Below are 21,002 nucleotides of genomic sequence, written 5' to 3' on the forward strand. Positions count from 1 at the left end.
ACACGAGCAGGGTTGAGTGGGTTATCTTGGAATATGTTAATTAATGCAGGATTTGAGTTATGGATGCTGAAGAGTTGTTGCAGCGTTATGCTGCTGGGGAGCGTAATTTCGTTGGAATCGATCTCAGTTCGCCCAGAGTCATTGAAGATGTTGATTTGAGAGGGATTAATTTGAGGGGTGCTAACCTGGGTGGCGTTCGCATTGCAAGAAGTGATTTGAGTGAAGCCAATTTGTTCGGAGCTTGTATGATTGGGAGTACTCTGATCGATGTCAATCTGAGCAAAGCCGATTTGGCTTATGCTATTTTGTGTCGAGTTGATTGGCGTAATGTTGACTTGAGTGAAGCTTACTTGTTCGGAGCTAATTTGACCAAAGCTGCTTTGAGGAATGCCAACTTGTTCTACACCAATCTGGAAGAAGCTCTTTTGATTCGTACTAGCTTGAGGGGAGCTATCAATACGGAGGACGTATTCCGAATCCATGATGCCTTCATTTGGAACCTGCGGCTTCCTGATGGAAGTATTGATGAAGGTCCACGGTTCGAGTTTCTGGAATATTGAATAAGGGTCTAGCTCGGCTGTTAGTGCGATCGCAATTCTTCGTAGGTTGGGTTGAGGAACGTTCACGTAGTGTGCCGGAGGCATAACCCAACATTATATTTGAAATTAAAAATTAGATAATGGTTTTGGAAATGACTCCAGAAGAATTGGTTGGTTACTACCTCCAAGGGCAGCGTGACTTTCGAGGAATTAAGTTGATCCAATCCCCGTTGGATGTCGAAGGAAACGAAATCGATTTGCGGGGGTTGTGTTTGCGAGATATTAACTTGAGTGGAGCCTCTTTGAAAAAGGCTGATTTTACTGAAACTGATTTAAGCGGAGCCAATTTGCTGGGAGCTGTTTTGGAACAGGCTTGTTTCAGACGTGCTATTGTTAGGGATGCTAATTTGTATTCCGCTAATTTGCGCTGGTGTGATTTGACCGAAGCTGATTTGAGGGGAAGTATCCTCGATCATATCAATGCCACGTGCGCTTACTTCGACAGAGCAATCAATATTGGAGCGATGGAATATGCTATTTTGGCTGATGCTAGCTTCCAAGATGCTCATATCCCTGACCAACTTATCTGTCGTGGCGGAAATTTGATTTGGAGAACTATTATGCCCGATGGCAGTATCAAACTTGGACCCCAGTACGGAGATGCGGAAGGTCGATAGTTCATTTTTCCTCGCAGTGTTGTCGCGTAGCGCTACTCACCATTTTAATTTAGGAAAATGCTTAATTTTGATCAGACAGCAGCATCAACAAGTTAAGGTGCGTTAGCCTACGGCATAACACACCCTACTGGACAATCGTTAATTTACAGTCGCTAATAAACCAGTATGCTTGAGTAACGAAACCGTGCTAGGTTCACGACCCCGGAAAGATGCAAACACATTCATGGGGTGTTCACTACCACCGAGAGCTAAGACTGTATCCCGGTAAAGTTTACCTGTAGCTTTTATCGCTTGTTCATCTTCTAAACCAGCTTCTTCAAAAGCAGCAAAGGCATCAGCACTGAGTACCTCAGCCCACTTGTAACTGTAATAACCGGCGGCATAACCACCTGCAAAAATGTGTCCAAAAGCGCATAAAAAAGCGTCTTCTGGTAGAGGTTGTAAAACCGTGGTAGTTTTGGCAATGCGATGACGCACATCTGCAACAGTTTCATCACCACCGGAGCGATAACGATAATGTACTTCTAAATCAACACTGCTAAAGTGAACCTGCCGCAACATCACACTCCCACTCATATAGTTGCGTGCCGCTAGAAGTTTTTGGTAATAATGCTCTGGTAGCGGTTCACCAGTTTGATAATGCTTGGCCATACCAAATAAAGTGGGTCGCTCGTAGCACCAGTTTTCCATAAACTGGCTGGGTAGTTCTACAGCATCCCATTCTACGTTATTAATACCTGCTGCCCCGTTGTAATCTACTTTGGTCAACATATGATGCAAGCCATGACCAAATTCATGAAATAACGTTTCTACTTCATAAAAAGTCATTAAACTGGGCTTACCATCTACGGGAGGACTTTGGTTACAAACCAAATATGCCACAGGTAAACGAATGGATGTGACACCATTTTCGGTAATTTTGCTGCGATTAATACAGACATCCATCCAAGCACCACCGCGTTTTTCTGCTGGACGACTGTAGGGGTCTAGGTAAAAGTAAGCTAGGGGACTACCAGTTTCATCAGCAATTTGAAAATAACGCACATTTTCATGCCAAACTGGGGCTTGACCATCGGCAGGAGTAACGGTGATGCCAAATAAGCGTTTTACCAGTCCGAATAAACCATCTAAGACTTGGGGTAGAGGAAAGTAAGGACGTAATTCTTCGGCTGTAAAGGCAAATTTTTCTTCCCGTTGGCGTTCTGCCCAAAAGCTGGTATCCCAGTGTTGTAAATCGTCGGCTTCTGGTGCGTTCTTACTAGCAGCAAAGGCTTTGAGCGCTTCTAAATCTTGGACAGCAGCATCATAACTGGCTTGGCGTAGTTCTTCTAATAATGCTTCTACTGCGGCGACATTAGGAGCCATTTTACTGGCTAGGCTCAATTCGGCATAATTTTCAAAGCTGAGTAATTGGGCGAGTTCTTGGCGTAATTCTAAAGTCCGCTCAATTAGGGGCTGATTATTTAACTCCCCGGATGAAGCACGAGTTATGTAGCCTTTATACAGTTGTTCCCGCAAGTCTCGGCGGGTGCTGTGCTGCATGAATGGACTATAGCTGGGAAAGTCTAAGGTGATGCGCCAAGGGCCATTTTCTGGGGTGGCGTTTTCATCTCCGGCATCACGGGCGGCCTGTGCTGCTAAACTCAGGAGGCTATCGGGTAAGCCGTGGATTTCGTCTTTGCTTGTCAGGGTTAAGCTAAAGGCTTTGGTGGCATCTAAAACATGGTTGGAGAATTTGGTGGCGAGTTCTGCTAACTCCATTTGGATGGCGTTGAAGCGTTCTCTGGCTTCTCCTTGTAAGCCTACGCCGGAAAGTTCGGCATCTCTAATAGCAGCTGTGACAATTCGTTGTTGGGCTGATTCTAAAGTTTCCCAGTTGTCACTGGCGCGGAGTTGTTTAAGAGCATGATAAATTGGTTGGCTTTGACCGAGTTTGTTGCTGAACTGTACTACTTGTGGTTGTACGCTTTCGTAGGCGGTGCGGAGTTCTGGGCTATTTTTGACACCCATTAAATGGCTAACTATGCCCCAAGTCCAGTTCAATCTTTCTGTGAGCTTTTCCAGTGGTTCTACTAAGCCGTTCCAAGTAGGCTGAATATTAGCTTCTAAGATGGTGAGATTTTGGTCAAGTTCTGCTAGGAGTTCGGTAAAGGCGGGGATTATTTGCTCTGCTTGAATTTCTGGGAAGGGGGGTAAGCCAGAACCTTTAAGTAAGGGATTTTGAGAAATAGTGACATTTGCTGTCATAGTTTTGTGTGAATTGGTTATAAATATCTTGATGTATCTTCTAATGTAGCGATCGCTGCGTGATTTAGCCTTGTCAAAATGGCAAAATGTTGAGAAAGCCTTAATTAATTAGCAAATGAAATTACTGATTCCTCTTTTGGTTGCACCTGTCCTGGTGTCTTTATCTTCTACACAACTGCTAGCAGCTATTCAAACCAGAACTATTGAGTATAAACACGGCGATACTGTTTTAGAGGGTTATTTAGCTTTCGACGATTCAATTTCAGGTAAGCGTCCCGGTGTTTTAGTAGTGCATGAGTGGAATGGGTTACAGTCTTTTGTCAAAGAACGTACTGAGAAATTAGCCGAACTGGGTTATGTAGCATTTGCTGCTGATATCTATGGTAAGGGGATTAGACCAAATAATCCCGAAGAGTCGGGAAAACAAGCCACAATTTATCGTCAGGATAGACAATTATTGCGCGATCGCACCACTGCCGGATTAAAAGTTTTACGACAAAATCCCTTAACTGATATCCAACGCATCGCCGCCATTGGTTACTGCTTCGGCGGAGGAACAGTCCTAGAACTAGCCCGTAGTGGCGCAAATATTGCCGGAGTTGCCAGTTTTCACGGTAATCTCGACACCCCTAACCCCAATGATGCCAAAAACATCCAAGCCAAGGTATTAGTGTTACATGGTGCTGATGACCCCATTGTCCCTGACGAACAAGTGGAAGCATTTGCTACCGAAATGCGAGAAGCAAATGTTGATTGGCAATTAATTTCCTATGGTGGCGCAGTCCATAGCTTCACTAACCCAGAAGCCAATAATCCACCGACATCAGTTTATAATCCCGTGGCACAAAAGCGCTCTTGGCAAGCTATGAAACAGTTTTTTAGCGAAATCTTTCAGAAACCAAATAACTAAATTTTCCTCATAAAAAAACCTCAGCTTGGCAACTGAGGTTCCTGATTAGGAGAAGTAAGAATGACGATTTAGATACACAAATACTAAGGAGCCAAATTTAAACTCGATACCAAGGCAACTTGATTAATAGTGATTTAGGTAAGTTGTTTTTTATTTGCTGACTTATAGAAATAATAGTAACGAAATTGTTACAAAAAGTCAATAAAATTTACAACAAAGTTACATACCTCGGTAATCAGCCCAGTAGAAAAGCGGTAAAAGTCGGGTAAACTGGTTAAATTTGCCCTAAAAACTCGGTTTTATGTGTAGCAGATTGACAGCGCCAAAATGCAGATATCTATGAAAATATTCGGAAAAGCGGGTCAAGCAAAACTACTTGGCCAGTCAAACTGTTAATTATCGCTGGTAAAAAAACATCTCTACTCAAAGCGCCTGACTTCAAACCCCCGTAAATGTTCAGGTTGTTCATACTCAATCACAATATTCTGAACCACCGCCGCCGATGGTCCTGTATGACACCAGCGCAACATCTCTTCCACAATTACCAGCGCCCCTTCAAAAACTGCCTCTACACGGTTATCAGGGAGATTTTGCACCCAACCGCTTAAACCCAACTGGCTAGCTGTATCGACAGTTGCATAGCGATAACCTACACCCTGCACTCGACCGGAAATGAAGACATGGGCGCGGACTATCTTAGGGAGTGATGTAGAATTCTGCATATACAAGTCAATCCTTGATAATTTCTAGTTTATCGGCTTTGTGAATAGATGACGGAATTTTTCAGTCAAACACTAGTACTTTTGGCGGATAAATCTTTAATTAGGTGTAGAAAGAGTTAAAATCATTCTTATTTGTAGAAATCTATTTATCAAGTTTTAATCACTTATGTCTAACTTACCACCACTGAATACAGAAACAATCTGGGCAATTCTTAATGATAAAATTGATGATACCATTGTGCATCAATTGGTATGGTATTACTTAGGTTATCGCTATGACTCTGCAAATGGTAAATGGGATAATGAGGAAGTAATAGCAGAATGGCGAGATGAATATCCAGAACCGCCGAATTTTTTAGATAGTCGCCCAGCTACAATGAAATTAACTCGTTCTATACCTAAAGAAAATAAACAAATAGCTAAGGAAAAGTTGGGTTTTAAAGGTTATAAAATTGGGGAGTTTACTCCACGAGATGCTCGTAGAGCCACAGCAGCTAATTGGTTATTAAGTCATTTGCAAATAACTCAGGGAAAAATTGATTAAGTAGAAATCTATATCCAGTGTGCCAAACTATCGCACCAATGGCGAACAAAGTACACAAACTAGGAAATTATATAAAATCAGAGGCGGATGAGATGTTTGCATAGCCTTAACTACTCTCACAGTCTCTGATTATACAGGAGAGGGGGCAGATTGTCCCCTTTTAAGTTATGAAAACAAAACAATCTTGCATCCCCAGTTGCAGTTTATCCATAGTATGGTGCTAAATTTGTCAGACAAGAATAACTTGCTGTTGTGCTTTTGATTTAAAATATATATTACCTTGACACCTAAGTACAATAGCAAAATTTACAACTTTGACTTTATGCAGAATAAATTATTTAATACTAACATCAAAAACTCTCACGTATTGTTAACGCCCAACGAAGTTAAAACAAAATTACCTTTAACTAAATTGGCTGAACACAATGTATTGCAACATAGACAGGAAATCAAAAATATCCTCGATTTTCAGGATAGCAGAAAATTTATGGTAGTTGGTCCCTGCTCAATTCATGACACAGAAGCAGCCTTAGAATATGCCCAGAAATTGAAGTTTCTCTCGGAAAAAGTCCAGGATAAACTGCTACTGATTATGAGGGTATATTTTGAAAAACCTCGAACCACTGTCGGGTGGAAAGGATTGATTAATGATCCAGATATGGATGATTCTTTCCATGTGGAAAAAGGTATATTAACTGCACGGAGCCTACTATTAAAAATAGTAGAGTTGGGTTTACCTGCTGGTACAGAAGCATTAGATCCAATCATACCTCAATATATTAGTGAGTTGATTACATGGTCGGCGATTGGCGCACGTACTACTGAATCACAAACACATCGGGAAATGGCTAGTGGACTTTCTATGCCTGTAGGTTTTAAAAATGGCACGGATGGTAATATTCAAGTGGCTTTAAATGCTTTGCAATCAGCTAAAAGTCCTCATAATTTCCTGGGTATTAATCATAAGGGACAAGTTAGTGTTTTTGAGACTAGAGGTAATCCCTATGGTCATGTGATTTTACGCGGCGGTAGTCAGCCTAATTTTGAAGCAGAAAATGTTAAATTGGTGGAGGAAAAATTAAAGGCGGCTAATTTGCCACCCAGAATAGTGATTGATTGTAGTCATGGAAATACGAATAAAGATTACAAACTACAACCGAATGTTTTAGAGAATGTGATTGCACAAATGGCTGATGGTAATACCTCACTGGTGGGTGTGATGCTGGAATCTAATTTGTATGAAGGTAATCAACCAATGGCTGCCAAACGAGAAGATTTAAAGTATGGTGTTTCTGTAACTGATAAATGTATTAGTTGGGATGAAACTGAAAAAATCATTCTGGCGGCTTATCAAAATCTTTCTTAGAGCAGGGAATAGCACTTCGGCTACGCTCAGTGTCCGGGAACAGGCTCGCACTGAGCGTAGTCGTTTGCGTAGCATCCCGAAGGGTAGGGCTTGAAACTCTCTAATTGTAAGGGTTCCATTCTCTGTTTCTGTTCTCCACTCTTTTGTAGTTGCTGTGGTTGGAATCTGAGTTTAATTATGATGATGTTTTGACGGAGTAACAAAAAAATAATTTGCTGGTTGGTGATTTGATAGTTAGATTTATGGGAGATATTAATAGCTGAAGCTAGAAAGTGTTTAACATAAAAACTGGAGAATAAAAATTACTAGAGTTTCGGCTCAGACAAAGATAAATTATTAGTTGGTGAAACTATGTAGGCTTATGATCTAAACGAGTTGCTTGTTCTAGGGCGGCTTTTTCTTTGGCTCTTTTGGCGTAGAATTGTAGTTGGGCGCGATCGCATCCTGTAAGAATAGTCAGATTTTCCCAACTCATCCCCCGCATTAACATTTCCACACACCAAGTATGTTGAGTTTGGGCGATCGCTGGCGGTTCTCCTTGAGGCGTTAATAATCCCTGAGTCCATGTTTCCCAATGTTGCCATAAATCTGATTCTGTCATCGCTTCACCGGCTTGATTCAGAAACATTGCAGGTTGATCATCTTGACGACTTTTTAACCATTTGATTAACGGGTTATTGCTATAAGAACCATAACGTTTACCTAAAATCCACTGATTAACAGGGACTTGACGGCGCAATTCTGGGGTGGTAATTTGCAGAAAATGTCCAGAAACATCACAGATTTGGTGGTTTTGCTGCAAGCTAATCATCTCTTTTGGAGATAAGCCAGCACCAAATAATACATAAGCCAAAGCATAATCTTGTATTCCCAACTTCTTGGCTTTTTGCAAAATTTGGTGAACTAAACCCATAGGTAAATCAGCCACTTCCGAGATATTTTCCCGGACTGTTATTGATCTAGCTGAAGATGACATCACACCGTGTAAAAACAACTCCACTAAATTTTCCAGAAAATCATCCCGATCTTCCCACAATTCGTTAAATTCACTGGTGAATTCAATCACCGCATACCCCAAAATCATCCCATTCAACAAACTAGCTAATTTTTCGGCGGGGAGATAGGTATTTAAATCTCCTTGCTGGATTACAGTGGCTAAATACTCGGCTACATAGCGGTTAGCTTCGGTTAACCCACGTCCTAAAGCTCGGCGATTTTCCATTGGGTACTGATTAGCTTCACCAACTACAGATCGTACTAACTCTGGTATCCGTTCTAAGGCGTGTAAGCTGTCACTTGCATAATCTTTGAGTGCTTGGTATATGTCAGCAGGAGGAGTAGCCCTCTGCACAAGAGACTTTCCTAAATTCGTAAAAGCTGCGGATTCTTCCAGCACAGACAACAATAGCCCATGCTTATTTCCAAAGTTGCGGAATAACGTGACTTCGTTGACTTCTGCTTTTTCAGCTATTTGGCGGGTTGTGGTACCGCTAACTCCCTGAGCTGTAAATAATTCTAGCGCTGATTGTATCAGACGTTGACGTGCTGAAATCGGTTGAGATGTCATAGGAAATAATGCAAGTGATACTTGCCTGAAAGTTACAGGTCTGCTAGCATAACAAATGTAAGTGATACTTGCTTTTCTTTACTGTAACTAACTGCTGTGCAGAGTCGGAAAAATCCTGCTGGGGTTGCACCAAGAAATAGCAAATCGCTTGATCATCCATTCACAGGAATTTTTATGACTGCGAAGTCTCTGGCGTTCACTACTAATGTAGGAAATTCACCTCGTCTTAGATGGGTGAACGTGATATTTTTTGCTGCATTTCATGCCTTAGCTCTCCTCGCTCCTTGGTTTTTCTCCTGGTCAGCACTAGGTTTATTGGTGTTTCTGCACTGGTTATTCGGCAGTATTGGCATTTGTCTAGGATATCATCGACTGTTGAGTCATAAAAGTTTTCAAGTACCCAAGTGGTTAGAATATGCGATCGCCACTATTGGGGCTTTGGCTTTACAAGGGGGTCCAATTTTCTGGGTTGGTGGACACCGCCAGCATCACGCCCACACAGAAGATGTTAACTTAGACCCATACTCCGCCCAGCGAGGATTTTGGTGGAGTCATATACTATGGATTTTTTACCCCCGGTCTGAGTTTTTTGATTATGACGTGTATAAAAAATATGCACCTGATCTAGCACGCCAACCTTTCTATCGCTGGCTAGATCGTTACTTTTTACTGCTCCAAATTCCCCTTGGATTACTACTGTATGCGATCGGCGGTTGGCCTTTTGTGATCTACGGTGTATTCTTGCGGTCAGTTTTATTGTGGCATTCCACTTGGTTTGTCAACTCAGCATCACACCTTTGGGGTTATCGTACCTTTGATGCAGATGATGGCGCACGTAATCTCTGGTGGGTATCACTAGTGACCTATGGAGAAGGTTGGCATAATAACCATCATACTTATCCCCACATGGCAAAATCTGGATTATCTTGGTGGGAGATTGATATGACTTGGTGGAGTATTAAACTCTTGCAGACTCTGGGTTTAGCCAAAAAGGTGGTTTCTACTCCTCCTCAAACCGCTACGCTCAAATAAATTACCAATTTTTCATGCCGGCAGCAAGATTAGCAGTCGGCTTTCAGATTTCTAATTTTTGATTACTGGAAATCCCAGAGAATTTAATATCAGGGTGTTAGGAAATATTTGTTTATGCCATATTTAAATTCTACTAGTGATATTCGTGCCATTATCTCTGAATATAAAACTCATGCTCAAACTTTGTGGATTGATACAGAGGTGGCTGATTATCAAAGTCGTCATCCGAGATTGTCACTGATTCAGGTGTTGGATGATCCTCAAGATATGAGTGGCGATCGCGTATATCTCTTAGATGTGCTAGATCAACCTGATATTGTAACTGAGTTTATTGAGCAAATTATGGAAAATCCTGAGATTGAAAAAGTATTTCACAATGCCAATTACGATCTCAAGTTTCTCGGTAATAAAAAAGCCAAAAATATTACTTGTACTTTAAAACTAGCTAAGAATATACCCTACTATATTTTACCATTACCTAACTATCAACTGAAAACTTTAGCCACAGAACTTTGCAAATTTAATTATATTGATAAACAAGAACAAAGTAGTGATTGGGGTAGGCGACCTTTAACTGAAGGACAAATTGAATATGCTTATTTAGACTGTATTTATCTAGCTCAAGTACATTTACATTTATTAGAGTTACAAGTAGCTAGTAATCCAGACCCCCAAAGCGAAGATCTAACAGCACTGGATGCTAGATACACAGATTTATTAGCAACTTGGGAGTTATTAAACTCGGAATTTGAGCATTTGCAAGAACGCTTAAAAAAAGCTATGCAAGCTCAAAATGTCATGGAAACTTCTGTCTGTAAATTAAGTAGTTATCAACGCCAAACTATGAAAGTGCCATTTACAGAATTAGCCAAACTGGTACAAAATCAAAATATGAGTTTAGATTTTCCCATTACACTGACTCAGAAAATCCAAAAAGATTTAGGTGAGAGTTGGCAGCAATTGTCTGTAGATATTGATACAACTACATCCTGGCGACTATCTACTAAAAACCAAAAAGATGATGATACCCAGAAGTAGCTAATTTCATCTGAGTAAAAATTTAATATTAATTGCAGTTTTAATTTGCATATCTAATCAATTTTAAATAAAGTATAAGGCAAAACATAAAATATATCTTTATTCCTCTAGAATAAAATTTAAATAATCAATAGATAATTGATTACAGATAAATATTTTTATGCTTTGGATTTGATTCAGCAGGTAAAATTATTGAATTTAGCTGATATCAGGTCATAAAATTTGCAGATCCACAGGAATGTGAGATATTTCCTCTGGTGGATATGATGGGAATTTGACTGAAAATTGAAAATCAATGAATTGAAACAAGCAGTAAATTTATTGCTTATTGTAATCCAGGTGTAATGACAGTTTAGGGTAACTTATGAAACTGCGGTTATTTCAGCAACAGCAACGCCAGATTAAAAGAATATTGAGTATGGCTGTGGTGACTGCATTGAGTGCTACTACCATTTCTTGTAGTGAAAATAAAGATGTGTTGGTAACAGAAATTGATATTAGTCCTCCTAGTAGTGGGATAGCGCAAACATCAGCAGCAGGTAATCTCTATGTTCAGGCTAAGAATCAGCACTTTCAAGGTGATTTGCAAGGGGCGATCGCTACCTATAGCCAAGTGATTGATACTGATCCAGAATACGCTGAGGCTTATAAGAGTCGGGGACTAGCTTATTTTGATGCGGGGGATAAGCAAAGGGCGATCGCAGATTACAATCTAGCCATTGACCTTTCTCCTGATGACGCGGAAACCTACAATAGCCGTGGAAATGCTCTCGCTTCCCTGGGAGACCAGCAAAATGCGATCGCTGACTATAACGAAGCTATTCGCCTCGCCCCCCGCTATGCAGAAGCCTATAATAATCGGGGAAATGCTCGCGCCGATCAAGGAGACAATAACGGGGCGCTAGATGATTTTAACCAAGCTATTAACCTCGATTCCCGCTATACCATTGCTTTCAATAACCGAGGAAATGTCCGCGCGGCTCAAGGAGATAGAGAAGGGGCGATCGCCGATTACAATCAAGCCATTCGCCTCAATCCTAATTTTGGACCCGCCTACAATAACCGAGGAAATGCTCGCGCGGCTCAGGGAGATAGAGAAGGAGCGTTAGAAGACTTGCAAAGAGCCGCCGCTATTTTTCAAGAACAAAATAGCAATGATTTATATCAGCAAGTCATGAAAAATATTCGGGAATTGGGGCAGTAATCGCTGCTTTATTTACTGAATAAAGACTCAAATTCGGCTTGCAAGGAAGTCATATCTGCCAGCCGAGCCACGAGTATATTCTCGTTACCAGCATCAATTAAACGGACTTTCCAATAACGAATACTTTCGGCGTTATTTAACCAAAACTTCACTACAGTATCTCGTACTTGTTCAGTATTCCAACCCCATTTAACTGGTAAGGGGTCTATAGATGCTAAGACTGCATCTAATGTACATTTATGAGTGCTGAGATATTCTACTCCACTTCTACTTGGTTGGTTGATGGTCTGTTGCTGATGATGAAAAAATTGCCAAGTAGGAGATACGCCTACAATGTCAAAAGTATATTTCATTCCATTCCTCCCAAGGATTAATCAGTTGTGTCGAGAATTAAGATTCGGATTACAAGCTGTGATAAAACAGCAGTTGAGACTAGCTTAAAAAGTAATTGATTTGGCTATAACATAGACTCATTTGTGTTTAGTGAAATTAGCACTCTCTCTATTAGAGTGCCAGAATGTTTTCCGGTATTTATAGTATTATTAAAGAGTTTTGAGCAAGATCTAAAGGATAAATGATATTTTTAATAATTCTTTAATAAATGGCGGAGGTGAATTAGCTGCTTTAGCTGCTGCTGGTTTGTGGGCGATCGCCTCTGTGGTATATGGAATTGTCGGACAGCAGATTCCTCCGCTACGACTAAATGTGATTAAAGGAATAGTAGCGATCGCCCTGTTAATTTTCACTATTTTGCTAACTGGGGAATCTTTACCCACCGCCGCCCCTATGCCGATTTTGCTGCTGTGCTTGAGTGGGGTAGTTGGTATTAGCTGGGGTGATACGGCTTTTTTGGGAGCGCTGAATTATTTAGGCGCACGTCGTGTTTTACTTCTGGGTACTCTGTCTCCTCCCCTGACTGCCATTTTCGCCATGATTTGGCTTCAGGAAAGTTTAACTATCACCGCTTGGGGTGGAATTTTGATCACTACATTGGGGGTTGCTTGGGTAGTTACAGAAAGAGTTCCCGGTAGCAGCGATGATTCCCCACACCTCTGGCGAGGTATCAGTTTAGGCTTATTAGCGGCGATCGCCAACGCCATTGGTACAGTTATCTCTCGCGTAGCATTTAGTACAGGCAGTGTCACATCTTTATGGGCGGCTTTACTGCGCTTGGGTGCAGCACAATTAATTCTCTTCGCCTGGATTTCCTTACCTCACCGTAACCCCCCAGCATTATCCTCTTCCTCCAGACAACCTGGAAAAATCATTTTTGCCACTTGCTTCGCCGCTTTTACTGGGACTTACTTGGGTATTTGGTTACAACAGACAGCCATTAAATTCACGGCGGCGGGAATTGCTTCCACCTTGTTACAAACTAGCCCTCTGTTTGTGATTCCTGTGGCTATCTGCATGGGTGAAAAAGTCAGTTGGAGAGCGATCGCCGGAGTAATTATTGCCATCATCGGCATTACATTGTTATTTTTTCCTAGCACATAGGCCAAAATCATTACCTCTTTGAACCGCCAAGCCGCCAAGAACGCCAAGAAAATGTAGATTATGCGTAAGTCCTATTAACTTATGATTTATCTTTAACTTTTATATGCGATAATCTGATCAAAAAAATAAGAAAATTATACACAAAGCCAAATTAATTGTTGAAGATAAGCAAAACCAAATAAAACTGATGTTTTTAGCCTTGGTATTTACTGATCTTCCGATAGCTAGGTTTTTTCTTCCTTAGATATTTATGTTCACAGGAGAATAAAAAATGAAACATCCTTTTGATTTAGAAATTACAGAACTAGAATCTCTGAATTTAGAGTTTCAAGAAGTGACCGATAAAGACGCTGCTGAAATTACAGGTGGAGCTAACTTCACAACTCTAGCTATAGGTGAAGAAGGTGGCGGCTTAAATAACCTACCTTCCCTATCTCCGCTACCTAGCTTTCCTATAGGTGGAAACGGTGGCGTAGCGACTACCTTAGCTATAGGTGAAGAAGGCGGCGTAGCAACTACCTTAGCTATAGGTGAAGAAGGTGGCGTAGCGACTACCTTAGCCATAGGTGAAGAAGGTGGCGTAGCGACTACCTTAGCCATAGGTGAAGAAGGTGGCGACGTAAATTTTCCTATCTAAAAAATCCAGTCAACTAGCAAAATTAGCGGTTCTTGCGGTAAAGAAGGCAAAATATATCAGCAAAGATTAAAACTTAGCCGATAAAATGTCTGAGAAGTTTAATTTGATGTTCTCGCAGCAATTAAAAATCGCGTAACCAACGCAACAAGACCGTTGATTTGAAGTTAGTCCGCTTCGGCGGACTTTGTTTTTCTGTGGGGTAAATAAGGGCAAGATGCTGACTCCACAAGAGTTTTCAGATATCCTCTCATCTTAGTAAATAACTATCAAAAATTTTATCGAGCAATGAATATTTTAATTTTAGGCAATTCTCAAGACGTTCATGCAGTTGCTATTAAACAGGCGATTACAGAAGCAGGTGCAACCGCAAACTATTTAGATACGTCACTGTTTCCACAACATTTGAAATTATCTTGGCAACCAGGAACAGAAACAGGGCGTTTAATTTTGCCTTCAGGACATTTATTAGAAATTACAGATATACACAGCGTCTATTGGCGCACTTTTTTTGGGGTAGCTGTGCCATCTTTGCCAGATCAACACCAACAGATAGTTGCTACTAATGATTCAATGGGCGCTCTACGTTCTCTAATGCAAGCTTGTCCGGCTAGGTGGGTAAATTCCTGGCAAGCCTATCAACTTCATAAAGAGAAACCCCTACAATTAAATATGGTCAAAAATATAGGAGTAACGATTCCCAAGACATTAATTAGTAATGATAAAGACCAAATTATTGAATTTACTCACTATCTAGATCAAGCTATTTTTAAGCCTGTCTATGGAGGCGCACATACTAAAAAAATAACGCCAGAACATTTAGACTCAAAACGATTAGATTTAGTCTTGAGGATTTCTCCGGTGACAATACAGGAATATATCCCAGGTACTAATATTCGTAGTTATGTAATTGGCGATCGCATCTATAGTGCAGAAATTCGATCTAGCCAATTAGATTTTCGGGAAGATACTCAAACTGAGTTAATACCAGTAAAGTTACCTGCTGCTGTTGAACAACAATGTTTAAAGATTGCTGACCTATTGATGTTAGAGTGGACCGCCATAGATTGGCGTTTAAAACCAAATGGAGAATATATTTTTCTGGAAGCCAATCCTAGCCCCATGTTTTTGCACTTTGAGAAACAAACAGGTTTCCCCATAACCCAAAAATTAGTGGAGCTATTAATGAAGTAGCTTTGATATTCGCTGACAAAATTTATCTTTGATGTGGCTTAATATTCATGGTGTTCACATTAAATGCTCTTTGAGATATATTTTTGATTGTTGTTCTATCTGCTATAGCAACCGCCAAGGTGGGTAGGACACAAACGGATCATAAAACCATTGTAATTAAAGAGTTTCAAGGCTTCCCCCTGCTCCCGGACACTGAGCGTAGCCGAAGTGCTGCTCCCCTGCTCCCTGCTCCCTGCTCCCCTGCTCCCCTGCTATAATTCTTTTACCTCGGATACTGAGGAGAACAAGGACTTCCCCAACACACTTGATTGGCAGGTATATCAGTAAAAACACTACTACGAGCGCCAATCACCGCATTAGCACCAATATTGACTCCTATCCCCAGAAAACAATCTGCGGCTACCCATGCCCCATTACCAATGATAATACTTCCGGTTTTTAAACCAAAGGCCGGATCTTGAATATCATGAGTACCAGTACATAGATAACTTTTCTGGGAAATTACGCAGTGTTCACCGATGGAAATCTGATCCAGACTGTAGAAAACTACATCATCACCAATCCAACTGTAGTCACCAATTGTAACTTTCCAAGGGTAGGTAAAACGGGCAGTGGGTCGAATTAAGACATTTTTACCGATTTTCGCACCAAATAATTTCAGTATCGTACAACGCCAACTATTGCAAGGATGAGGTGTGAGGGGAAAAGCGATCGCCTGTACAAACCACCATAATAAAATATACCAACCAGGTTTACCCCGATTAAACCAAGATTGGTCATATTTACGCAAATCTACAAAAGGTTGATCATTAGTCATTGGTCATTAGTCATTGGTCATTAGACCTCTAAATATTTAGTAAGTAAGTCGGCGGACAATTATTAATTTCTACAATTTCAAATCACCTGATCAGTCAAACCAATTATTTCTTATTAATTGATAGTAAGCCTTGAATAGCAGCATTTAGATAACCTATTTGCCCATAAGCATAAACAAATTTATCAAACCGTTCTGCGGGATCGGCAAAATATTGTAATGCTTTATATATACCCCGGACAAATCGCTCACTACCCCGTTGTAATTGACGAATGTCGGCTTGATTGGCTAGTTGTTCACGATAGCACTCACTGATACCTTGCCACCAACCACGATTTAAGAACCAGGAGCGCTTGAGGCGTTCGGGTGCGACATTGTGAGCGACTAAGGCTTGGGGAAGGTATGCAACTTGCCAACCACGCTGGAGGGCAAATTCTGTCATTTGTAGTTCTTCGTTGGATAGTAGGTTTTTACCCACTCGACCGAGGTGAGGATCAAAACCACCGATTTCTTCGAGAAAACTGCGCCGTAGGGAATAATTCAAGCCTCTAGGGGTTAAACCTGGCTGCTGAATGTAAACCATACTGTCGCCTAAATCATAAGCGCCTAAATTGCCAGCTAACCCAGGAGATAGCCAGGATGGTGGTTCGATGTTGGGCGGCCATAAAAGGGTGACTTTCCCGCCGGCGATCGCCAGTTGAGAGTTATCCTGATAGGCAGCATACAAGACTTGTAGCCAGGAGGTGCTAGCTACGGCATCATCATCTAAATAAGCCAGAATTTCTGCACTGGCAACTCTTGCGCCGGTATTGCGAGCTACGGATAAACCAATGGTAGGTTCAAAGACATATTTAACACGGCGATCGCCCAATCTCTGTTCCACCACTTCACGAGTGCGATCGCTAGATCCATTATCCACAACCACAACTTCAAACTCACCCCTAAAATCCTGTGCCAATAAACTATCAATGGCCGCCCCTAAGTAACTATCTCGATTGTGAGTGCAGATGATCGCAGAGATTTGGTGATCTGGCATAGAATTGATTTTCAATGTAATAATTTATGGACTTTAGCAATAGTTCTGCTTTTCCCAGCTCTACTCAAGCCTGTTGAATTTTACTATGCAACATTACCAGAGTTTCTGCTAATTGACTGAGACGAGTTTCTAGATACTGCTTACGCCCCAAAAGTTGCCGTAATTTCTGGTGACGAGCGATCGCCATACTCACCATCGGTAATTGATCTGATGGACAGTTACGCGACCAGACCTTTCCAGAAGCATCCAAACCACAAAGTCTATACCCAGCACGGGCAGATTCGTCAGAGACTTTCTCATTAGTTGTACAAATTTCTTCTACATAGTCCATTAGATTAACCACTTCCCCATGCCGGAGTGTACCAGTTGCGGCCTTTCCTGGTTCTTGGAGATTCGATTCTAACCAGCCATTTATAATCGGACCTTCCAAATAAATATCTTGAATTTCCTGTAAGATTCTGTGCAATTCTCTTTGCCAACCGGCGATATGTTCCTGAATTTCTTGCAGTATATTCATCGCTAATGCCGGGTTAGCACCGTGGCGATGGTTACTAAAACTAGGAGTTTTAAATTTCGGTAGGCTGGGTACTTTACCGCCAATTTCTTGTCCTGGAAAAGTTGCCACAGATTGATGTTCCGGAAACAAATTCGCCTCGCCAGAATGTTCACTTGCAGATGTTGTCTGTTCTTCAGATGTAGTATCTCTGCTAGCTGTAGATTCCGTTCCTCCCACGCTAATCCTAAAGGAAAAAGAAGACTTTAAAGAATCACCTGCTTCTGTTGGGATAGTGTGGCGATTCCCTAAATCATGTAAAGTTGCCTCGATGCGTTTTAAACCTGTTTTCATAAAGATATCCTGAAACATGGTATTCCCAATAGCTTGGCATAATTCAGCATCGGGTTGTTGAGTTGATCGCTTTCGCCAATTTTGGCATAAGGGTTTTACTCCACTCCTTACTCCCCAGCCATAGCATATTTTTTGTTGTTTTCCATATACTTGTTGAGAATTATAGTCTAGTCGATTAGGATAAAGAGGTCAACAAAATTCTGGCAGGTCGAACCAGTGGCTAAAAACCAGAAATTAATCGGGGTTCAGCAAATCTTGTTATCCCCAAATGACGAAACAAAAGCGTTATTAGAGTACCTTTGTCAACAATCAGGAAAACTTTACAACAATGGCGTTTATTTCGCTAGGCAAGCTTTTTTTAAAACAGGAAAGTTACTGACTAGTAAGTTTGACCTGATTTACGAAGAATCTATTAGTAAATCACTGGTTGCTCAGTCAATGCCATCTACTCCGATGCAGCAAACTTTAATGTCAGTAACCGAGGGATTTAAATCCTTTAAAGAATTGCGGTCTTTGTTTGTTAAAGGTCAATTACATTTCCAACCTAAAGCACCTAATTACTTGACAGGTTCTAAACTATTTAAGGTTGCCTACCCCAACTCTGGAGGGCAAAAACCGACCTTAGTTGATAGTCAACTTAGATTTTCCTTGGGAGTAACAGTCAAAAGATGGTTTGGTATTTCAGAATTTTTCCTGCCAATGCCATCAAATATTGATTATTCTCAAGTTAAAGAGTTGACAATTCTTCCGAAAAATGGGGCATTTTACCTGGAAATATCTTATGAGTTAGAAAAACAAAAACATAATTTAGATATTAATCAGGCTTTATCAATAGACCTAGGAACTGCGGATAATTTAGCAGCTTGTGTTGATACATTGGGTAATTCCTTGTTGATTGATGCGCGTTCGATGAAAGCAATGAATCAACTTTGGAATAAAAAGGTATCGACGCGAAAAGAGGGTAAGCCCGAAGCATATTGGGATAAATGGTTGGATAGAGTTACTCGTAAGCGTAACCATCAGATGCGAGACGGCATTAACAAAGCAGCGAAACTAATTATTAACCATTGCTTAAAATACGGCATTGGAACATTAGTCATCGGTTGGAATGAAGGTTTTAAATCTAATGCCAGCATGGGTAGAGTGAACAATCAAAAATTTGTTCAAATGCCTTTGGGCAAACTAAAAGACAGATTAAAACAACTGTGCGATTTACACGGAATCATATTTCAGGAAACCGAAGAATCTTATACTTCAAAAGCATCTTTCTTAGATGGAGACTCCCTGCCCAAGTACGGTGAAAAGCCTGAAGGGTGGAAAGCATCGGGTAAGCGCGTTGAACGTGGATTGTATCGGTCTGCAAATGGTTGGATTGTTAATGCTGACCTCAATGGGGCGGCAAATATTCTCAAGAAAGTAGCCAGCAATCTAAGCTTAGACTTAGGCTTACTGGGTAGACGGTCTTTGACAACCGTAGCGAGAGTTAGACTTTGGATGCTACCTAACCTTACTCTGTCCGCAGAATATCAGTGGATTCAGCCCTGATAGTGTCAAAATGAAGCTAATTTTAGCTTTGAAAAGGATAAAGTTTTGGGCAAACTCATTTTAGTCACAGGGCCAGCCAGGTCTGGTAAAAGTGAATGGGCAGAAACTCTAGCAATAGAGTCCGGAAAAAAGGTGGTTTACGTGGCGACAGCAACTGAAAACCCAGAGGATGCAGAATGGCAAAAACGGATTCAAGAACATCAAAACCGTCGTCCTTCTGATTGGGTAACAATGGCAGTACCTGTAGAATTATCTGCTACCCTGGCCGATGCCAAGCCCAATACCTGTATTTTGGTTGATTCTTTGGGAACTTGGGTAGCTAATCTTCTAGAAAAAGATGATCATACCTGGAAAAATATTTTGGCAGAGTTCTTAGAAACAGTTGATTTGGTAGCTGCTGATATGGTATTTGTCGCTGAAGAAACAGCTTGGGGTGTAGTACCAGCTTATCCTCTTGGTCGCCTGTTCCGCGATCGCCTGGGTTCTGTAATTCGTCAATTAGGTGCTATTTGTCAACCTGTGTATTTAGTTACTGCCGGTCATATTCTCAATCTCAGCACTCTGGGGACACCATTAGCACCACCGAAATTTTAATTTTAAATTAAACATTTCACCGCTAAAATCACTCCACCAAAATTTAAAATTATGGTATGGCAACTAAACAAGAAGTTAAACAGTATCTTGCCTACTGGTTTCAGTTGGGTAAAAAAGTAGTAACGGGCGACGGTAAGGTAAGCCTTCTACCCCAAACCGTTCTCCAAGGCGATGGCTACAGTCAGGAATTTGAAGAATGTTGGCAAACAATTTTCTCCCACACCACGGGGGAATTTTATCTAGAGGGTACTAATGAAAGCATCAGGGAACTACTAACACCAGTATGGGAACTGTTACCTTGTGGTATTTGTCAAATGCCAGTAGCCAAACGAAACATCGGGATGCCTGCGCTATCATGTCCTTGCCATGATTTACCAACCTGGCCTAATAGTGAATTACCCGCACCACGCAGCCCAATTAATAACCAAGAGCAATTGATGGTTATTCGGAATCGCCTTCAAGGTGATACCTCATCTACATATTAAACTTGTATCATCAGGGCGGGTCATATCCCAGCCCACAAAAAATTCCCCACAACTGAATATCTATACACAGCAATTTTCATAGAGATGAAATACTGTACTGATTGACTCGGCTGAAACACATTTCCTCTCTCCAAAAATGACTAATTTTGCCATTCAGCTTTTTAATGAGTAAAGTTGATCCAGTATCAAGTCACATATAATACCAGATTACAACCTATAGAGACTGCAATCCAGAAGACACCATTAAATCAGGATTTTTAACTTATATTATGGAGCAAAATCAAGATCAAGACCGTCAGGCCGCAGACCAAAAGTTTCAGGAATCTCTCGAGCAATTAGAGTATATCTTGCAAAAAAACTCTGAGGAAGATTCAACACCACCAAAATCTGCTGATAGCAGTCAGGATGTTTCCACAAATATTGATTTATCAGAGTGGGAGGATGCTGTGGCTGATATTGAAGAATATCTTGAGAGAAAAAGAAAAAAGTAGTGTGAAATTACGAATTACG

23 protein-coding genes are annotated in these 21,002 nt (G+C 41.0%); 15 read left to right on the plus strand and 8 right to left on the minus strand.

Features of this window, described 5'->3' with window-relative positions:
* Nucleotides 1–59: 59 nt before the first annotated feature.
* Nucleotides 60–560 (plus strand): pentapeptide repeat-containing protein, encoded by a 501-nt coding sequence (locus tag VB620_RS05590; RefSeq protein WP_323195149.1) that lies wholly within the window; start codon nt 60–62, stop codon nt 558–560.
* A gap of 119 nt (nt 561–679) precedes the next feature.
* The gene (locus VB620_RS05595) at nt 680–1,216 is read left to right on the plus strand and encodes a pentapeptide repeat-containing protein (RefSeq protein ID WP_323195150.1); all 537 of its coding nucleotides are present in this window, start codon (nt 680–682) and stop codon (nt 1,214–1,216) included.
* A gap of 138 nt (nt 1,217–1,354) precedes the next feature.
* On the opposite strand, the gene VB620_RS05600 is transcribed toward VB620_RS05595, so the two are convergent.
* On the minus strand, nt 1,355–3,463 hold the full coding sequence (locus tag VB620_RS05600; RefSeq protein WP_323195151.1) for a M3 family metallopeptidase: 2,109 nt from the start codon (nt 3,461–3,463) through the stop codon (nt 1,355–1,357).
* A 115-nt stretch (nt 3,464–3,578) separates the two neighbouring features.
* Here VB620_RS05600 and VB620_RS05605 point away from each other — a divergent pair, with 115 nt between their 5' ends.
* Nucleotides 3,579–4,373, plus strand: a complete 795-nt coding sequence (locus tag VB620_RS05605) for a dienelactone hydrolase family protein (RefSeq protein WP_323195152.1) — start codon at nt 3,579–3,581, stop codon at nt 4,371–4,373.
* A gap of 419 nt (nt 4,374–4,792) precedes the next feature.
* On the opposite strand, the gene VB620_RS05610 is transcribed toward VB620_RS05605, so the two are convergent.
* A complete protein-coding gene (locus VB620_RS05610; RefSeq protein WP_323195153.1) occupies nt 4,793–5,095 on the minus strand; it encodes an acylphosphatase in 303 nt (100 codons plus the stop codon).
* Nucleotides 5,096–5,261: 166 nt separating this feature from the next.
* Here VB620_RS05610 and VB620_RS05615 point away from each other — a divergent pair, with 166 nt between their 5' ends.
* The gene (locus VB620_RS05615) at nt 5,262–5,639 is read left to right on the plus strand and encodes a DUF1823 family protein (protein WP_323195154.1); all 378 of its coding nucleotides are present in this window, start codon (nt 5,262–5,264) and stop codon (nt 5,637–5,639) included.
* A gap of 322 nt (nt 5,640–5,961) precedes the next feature.
* A complete protein-coding gene (locus tag VB620_RS05620; RefSeq protein WP_323195155.1) occupies nt 5,962–7,005 on the plus strand; it encodes a 3-deoxy-7-phosphoheptulonate synthase in 1,044 nt (347 codons plus the stop codon).
* 349 nt (nt 7,006–7,354) lie between these two features.
* Here VB620_RS05620 and VB620_RS05625 read toward each other — a convergent pair whose 3' ends face one another.
* Nucleotides 7,355–8,572, minus strand: a complete 1,218-nt coding sequence (locus tag VB620_RS05625) for a TetR/AcrR family transcriptional regulator (RefSeq protein WP_323195156.1) — start codon at nt 8,570–8,572, stop codon at nt 7,355–7,357.
* 174 nt (nt 8,573–8,746) lie between these two features.
* Between VB620_RS05625 and VB620_RS05630 the strand changes: the two genes are divergently transcribed.
* From VB620_RS05630 to VB620_RS05640, 3 genes are all read left to right on the plus strand, one after another.
* Nucleotides 8,747–9,604, plus strand: a complete 858-nt coding sequence (locus tag VB620_RS05630) for an acyl-CoA desaturase (protein ID WP_323195157.1) — start codon at nt 8,747–8,749, stop codon at nt 9,602–9,604.
* A 114-nt stretch (nt 9,605–9,718) separates the two neighbouring features.
* Nucleotides 9,719–10,642 carry a ribonuclease D gene (locus tag VB620_RS05635; protein WP_323195158.1) on the plus strand — a complete coding sequence of 308 codons (924 nt, stop codon included), beginning with the start codon at nt 9,719–9,721 and terminating at the stop codon, nt 10,640–10,642.
* A 364-nt stretch (nt 10,643–11,006) separates the two neighbouring features.
* Nucleotides 11,007–11,846 carry a tetratricopeptide repeat protein gene (locus VB620_RS05640; protein WP_323195159.1) on the plus strand — a complete coding sequence of 280 codons (840 nt, stop codon included), beginning with the start codon at nt 11,007–11,009 and terminating at the stop codon, nt 11,844–11,846.
* Nucleotides 11,847–11,854: 8 nt separating this feature from the next.
* On the opposite strand, the gene VB620_RS05645 is transcribed toward VB620_RS05640, so the two are convergent.
* The gene (locus VB620_RS05645) at nt 11,855–12,199 is read right to left on the minus strand and encodes a hypothetical protein (RefSeq protein ID WP_323195160.1); all 345 of its coding nucleotides are present in this window, start codon (nt 12,197–12,199) and stop codon (nt 11,855–11,857) included.
* Between the two features lie 210 nt (nt 12,200–12,409).
* Nucleotides 12,410–12,592: a hypothetical protein gene (locus VB620_RS05650; protein WP_323195184.1), complete on the minus strand. Its 183-nt coding sequence runs from the start codon at nt 12,590–12,592 to the stop codon at nt 12,410–12,412.
* Here VB620_RS05650 and VB620_RS05655 point away from each other — a divergent pair.
* The 3 genes from VB620_RS05655 (at nt 12,504) to VB620_RS05665 (ending at nt 15,171) form a co-directional block, all read left to right on the plus strand.
* On the plus strand, nt 12,504–13,343 hold the full coding sequence (locus VB620_RS05655) for a DMT family transporter (RefSeq protein ID WP_323195161.1): 840 nt from the start codon (nt 12,504–12,506) through the stop codon (nt 13,341–13,343). The genes VB620_RS05650 and VB620_RS05655 overlap by 89 nt on opposite strands.
* A 271-nt stretch (nt 13,344–13,614) precedes the next feature.
* Nucleotides 13,615–13,980: a hypothetical protein gene (locus VB620_RS05660; protein WP_323195162.1), complete on the plus strand. Its 366-nt coding sequence runs from the start codon at nt 13,615–13,617 to the stop codon at nt 13,978–13,980.
* Between the two features lie 285 nt (nt 13,981–14,265).
* Nucleotides 14,266–15,171 carry an ATP-grasp domain-containing protein gene (locus VB620_RS05665; RefSeq protein WP_323195163.1) on the plus strand — a complete coding sequence of 302 codons (906 nt, stop codon included), beginning with the start codon at nt 14,266–14,268 and terminating at the stop codon, nt 15,169–15,171.
* 262 nt (nt 15,172–15,433) lie between these two features.
* Here the strand turns inward: VB620_RS05665 and hpsU are convergent, their stop codons facing one another.
* From hpsU to VB620_RS05680, 3 genes are all read right to left on the minus strand, one after another.
* Nucleotides 15,434–15,988 (minus strand): hormogonium polysaccharide biosynthesis acetyltransferase HpsU, encoded by a 555-nt coding sequence (gene hpsU / locus VB620_RS05670; RefSeq protein WP_323195164.1) that lies wholly within the window; start codon nt 15,986–15,988, stop codon nt 15,434–15,436.
* A gap of 103 nt (nt 15,989–16,091) precedes the next feature.
* Nucleotides 16,092–17,021 (minus strand): glycosyltransferase, encoded by a 930-nt coding sequence (locus VB620_RS05675; protein WP_323195165.1) that lies wholly within the window; start codon nt 17,019–17,021, stop codon nt 16,092–16,094.
* A 64-nt stretch (nt 17,022–17,085) separates the two neighbouring features.
* Nucleotides 17,086–17,868: a hypothetical protein gene (locus VB620_RS05680; RefSeq protein WP_323195166.1), complete on the minus strand. Its 783-nt coding sequence runs from the start codon at nt 17,866–17,868 to the stop codon at nt 17,086–17,088.
* A 237-nt stretch (nt 17,869–18,105) separates the two neighbouring features.
* Here VB620_RS05680 and VB620_RS05685 point away from each other — a divergent pair, with 237 nt between their 5' ends.
* The 4 genes from VB620_RS05685 to VB620_RS05700 all read left to right on the plus strand — a co-directional run bounded on the left by VB620_RS05685 (nt 18,106) and on the right by VB620_RS05700 (nt 20,983).
* Nucleotides 18,106–19,413 (plus strand): RNA-guided endonuclease InsQ/TnpB family protein, encoded by a 1,308-nt coding sequence (locus VB620_RS05685; protein WP_323195181.1) that lies wholly within the window; start codon nt 18,106–18,108, stop codon nt 19,411–19,413.
* A 45-nt stretch (nt 19,414–19,458) separates the two neighbouring features.
* A complete protein-coding gene (gene cobU / locus VB620_RS05690) occupies nt 19,459–20,007 on the plus strand; it encodes a bifunctional adenosylcobinamide kinase/adenosylcobinamide-phosphate guanylyltransferase (RefSeq protein WP_323195167.1) in 549 nt (182 codons plus the stop codon).
* Nucleotides 20,008–20,063: 56 nt separating this feature from the next.
* Nucleotides 20,064–20,492, plus strand: a complete 429-nt coding sequence (locus VB620_RS05695) for a hypothetical protein (protein ID WP_323195168.1) — start codon at nt 20,064–20,066, stop codon at nt 20,490–20,492.
* 269 nt (nt 20,493–20,761) lie between these two features.
* Nucleotides 20,762–20,983: a hypothetical protein gene (locus VB620_RS05700; protein WP_323195169.1), complete on the plus strand. Its 222-nt coding sequence runs from the start codon at nt 20,762–20,764 to the stop codon at nt 20,981–20,983.
* Nucleotides 20,984–21,002 lie beyond the last annotated feature (19 nt).

Origin of the sequence: Nodularia harveyana UHCC-0300, assembly GCF_034931085.1 — a bacterium.
Taxonomy (GTDB): domain Bacteria; phylum Cyanobacteriota; class Cyanobacteriia; order Cyanobacteriales; family Nostocaceae; genus Nodularia; species Nodularia harveyana.

Coding starts and splice junctions, on each gene's coding strand:
- VB620_RS05590 (WP_323195149.1), top strand. CDS start 60: ATGGATGCTGAAGAGTTGTTGCAGCGTTATGCTGCTGGGGAGCGTAAT.
- VB620_RS05595 (WP_323195150.1), top strand. CDS start 680: ATGGTTTTGGAAATGACTCCAGAAGAATTGGTTGGTTACTACCTCCAA.
- VB620_RS05600 (WP_323195151.1), bottom strand. CDS start 3,463: ATGACAGCAAATGTCACTATTTCTCAAAATCCCTTACTTAAAGGTTCT.
- VB620_RS05605 (WP_323195152.1), top strand. CDS start 3,579: ATGAAATTACTGATTCCTCTTTTGGTTGCACCTGTCCTGGTGTCTTTA.
- VB620_RS05610 (WP_323195153.1), bottom strand. CDS start 5,095: ATGCAGAATTCTACATCACTCCCTAAGATAGTCCGCGCCCATGTCTTC.
- VB620_RS05615 (WP_323195154.1), top strand. CDS start 5,262: ATGTCTAACTTACCACCACTGAATACAGAAACAATCTGGGCAATTCTT.
- VB620_RS05620 (WP_323195155.1), top strand. CDS start 5,962: ATGCAGAATAAATTATTTAATACTAACATCAAAAACTCTCACGTATTG.
- VB620_RS05625 (WP_323195156.1), bottom strand. CDS start 8,572: ATGACATCTCAACCGATTTCAGCACGTCAACGTCTGATACAATCAGCG.
- VB620_RS05630 (WP_323195157.1), top strand. CDS start 8,747: ATGACTGCGAAGTCTCTGGCGTTCACTACTAATGTAGGAAATTCACCT.
- VB620_RS05635 (WP_323195158.1), top strand. CDS start 9,719: ATGCCATATTTAAATTCTACTAGTGATATTCGTGCCATTATCTCTGAA.
- VB620_RS05640 (WP_323195159.1), top strand. CDS start 11,007: ATGAAACTGCGGTTATTTCAGCAACAGCAACGCCAGATTAAAAGAATA.
- VB620_RS05645 (WP_323195160.1), bottom strand. CDS start 12,199: ATGAAATATACTTTTGACATTGTAGGCGTATCTCCTACTTGGCAATTT.
- VB620_RS05660 (WP_323195162.1), top strand. CDS start 13,615: ATGAAACATCCTTTTGATTTAGAAATTACAGAACTAGAATCTCTGAAT.
- VB620_RS05665 (WP_323195163.1), top strand. CDS start 14,266: ATGAATATTTTAATTTTAGGCAATTCTCAAGACGTTCATGCAGTTGCT.
- hpsU (WP_323195164.1), bottom strand. CDS start 15,988: ATGACTAATGATCAACCTTTTGTAGATTTGCGTAAATATGACCAATCT.
- VB620_RS05675 (WP_323195165.1), bottom strand. CDS start 17,021: ATGCCAGATCACCAAATCTCTGCGATCATCTGCACTCACAATCGAGAT.
- VB620_RS05680 (WP_323195166.1), bottom strand. CDS start 17,868: ATGAAAACAGGTTTAAAACGCATCGAGGCAACTTTACATGATTTAGGG.
- VB620_RS05695 (WP_323195168.1), top strand. CDS start 20,064: ATGGCAACTAAACAAGAAGTTAAACAGTATCTTGCCTACTGGTTTCAG.
- VB620_RS05700 (WP_323195169.1), top strand. CDS start 20,762: ATGGAGCAAAATCAAGATCAAGACCGTCAGGCCGCAGACCAAAAGTTT.